At 46.6% G+C, this 1,772-nt stretch carries 3 protein-coding genes; all 3 read left to right on the top strand.

Features of this window, described 5'->3' with window-relative positions; translation table 11 throughout:
- The first annotated feature begins 286 nt into the window (after positions 1-286).
- The 3 genes from KDK15_RS12090 to KDK15_RS12080 all read left to right on the top strand — a co-directional run bounded on the left by KDK15_RS12090 (position 287) and on the right by KDK15_RS12080 (position 1,626).
- Complete coding sequence (locus tag KDK15_RS12090; RefSeq protein ID WP_257295609.1) at positions 287-814, top strand: SPOR domain-containing protein; 528 nt, start codon at positions 287-289, stop codon at positions 812-814.
- A gap of 67 nt (positions 815-881) precedes the next feature.
- Complete coding sequence (locus KDK15_RS12085; protein ID WP_257295608.1) at positions 882-1,316, top strand: nucleotidyltransferase substrate binding protein; 435 nt, start codon at positions 882-884, stop codon at positions 1,314-1,316.
- The gene (locus tag KDK15_RS12080) at positions 1,309-1,626 is read left to right on the top strand and encodes a nucleotidyltransferase family protein (protein ID WP_257295607.1); all 318 of its coding nucleotides are present in this window, start codon (positions 1,309-1,311) and stop codon (positions 1,624-1,626) included. Before KDK15_RS12085 ends, KDK15_RS12080 begins: the two co-directional genes overlap by 8 nt.
- Positions 1,627-1,772 lie beyond the last annotated feature (146 nt).

Raw genomic sequence — 1,772 nt, 5'->3', positions numbered from 1 at the left:
GGCAAAAGCCTGCGAAGTCAGAAAGAAGCCTCGCCTGATAAGGCGGGGAGTGTCAACATGGAATTCGCTTAAGATGCAATGAGTTTGGGAGCTGCCCTTTAACAGGTTCCCCGTTTTTGTTCTCCCTGAACTCGTCGAAGGGTGGTGCCACCGGACTTCGACAGGCTCAGTCCGAACGGAGACCAGACATACAGGGGAGTTATTCCCGGGCAACCCTTTATTAAAATGACTTCCCGCTTTCTGTGCAGGATTAAGTACTTTTTTATCTACCATTATGGAGCGTATCTTGGGCGAGGGACTTAAGCAAAGACTGATAGGTGCTGTGGTATTGCTGGCCTTATTGATCATTCTTGCGCCTGCCCTGTTTAGAGGAGGGGAGACTCATCCTCTGGTCACCTCCAGATCTTCCCCTACAGCTCCCAAGCTTGAATCCCCTCCAGTGCCTGCATTTGTTGACCAGCTGGATACCCCTCCGGATGTTGTTGAAGTGTTGCCTTCTTCTACTGAAACTGTTCTCGAGCCAGAAAGTGATCGTACTGCAAAGGCGACAGGTGTGGATGAAAAAGGGCACCTGAAAGCCTGGTCCCTCCAACTGGCAACCTTTGCTGATAAAAACAATGCCCGTAATCTGGAGAAACAGCTAAAAAGTAAGGGGTATAGTGCTTTTCAGAAGAAAATTTCTACAGAGAAAGGCAAGGTTTTTTATCGGGTCTACATAGGGCCGGAAGTCAGGCCGGATGAATTTCAGCAGCTAAAGGTTACCATCAAAAAAGAGATGGGGCTTGAAGGTATAATTGTACGTTTTGTTCCATAATAGGCTCTCAACTCAGGTTATTGGTGACGCTACAGACTTTCTGTTGAGACAAATTCAGGAAAACTATATGACAATAGATACAACGTTCTTCAGCCGCTGTATTAAGACGCTTGGTATGGCTTATGAAAAAGTTGTCCAGGCTGAAGATGGCAGTATCGATTATGAGATGTACCGATCTGCCTGTGTGAAAGAGTTTGAGATTATTTTGGAGCAGGCTGGCAAGCTACTGCGTAAATGTGTAAAGGGTTTTATGCATAGCCCCAAAGCGGTTGATCGAATGGTATTCAAAGAGGTCTTCCGGCAAGCTGCTCAGCATGACTTGCTGACACTGGAACAGGCAGAGCGCTGGTTGTCTTATCGCGATAATCGCAACAATACCGCCCATGACTATGGGAAAAAATTTGCTGAATACACCTTGAGATTATTGCCGGACTTTATGGCGGATGCACAGGCCCTGGAAAAATCCGTAAAACAGCATTTAGAGCAAGTGGACAATGATTGACCTCAGGGATAAGGATCGCAAGGCAATCTGTGCTATTGCCGAACAGATATTTGCCCCGGGCACTGAAATCTGGGCTTATGGTAGCCGGGTTAAAGGAACTAATCATGACACCAGTGACCTGGATCTCGTTGTGCACTTTCCCCCGGATCAGGACAGGATGACAGACTATGGGCAGTTAAGCCTGTTTCTTGAAACCCTGCGAGACTCCAATATACCCATTATTGTGCAGGCATTTGCCTGGCACAGTATTCCGGATAGTTTTCGTGAAGAGATAGATAAAAACCACCAGGTGCTCTGGCGCTGCCAATGAAGCCATAATTACCAAAACCTGCGTAAAGCATCGCCCAAACGAGCGGTGATATAAGCAACAAGCCCGCAGAGGGCTTGCAGAACCGGAAGCATTAAGTATTAACAGGAATTTAGCATTTCTGTAATATTATCTGCATGAAAACAAAA

The sequence above is a fragment of the Endozoicomonas sp. YOMI1 genome (assembly GCF_024606345.1).
Lineage (GTDB): Bacteria > Pseudomonadota > Gammaproteobacteria > Pseudomonadales > Endozoicomonadaceae > Endozoicomonas.
The sequence above is the reverse complement of the archived record's forward strand: the minus strand, read 5'-3'. Positions and strand labels throughout refer to the sequence as shown.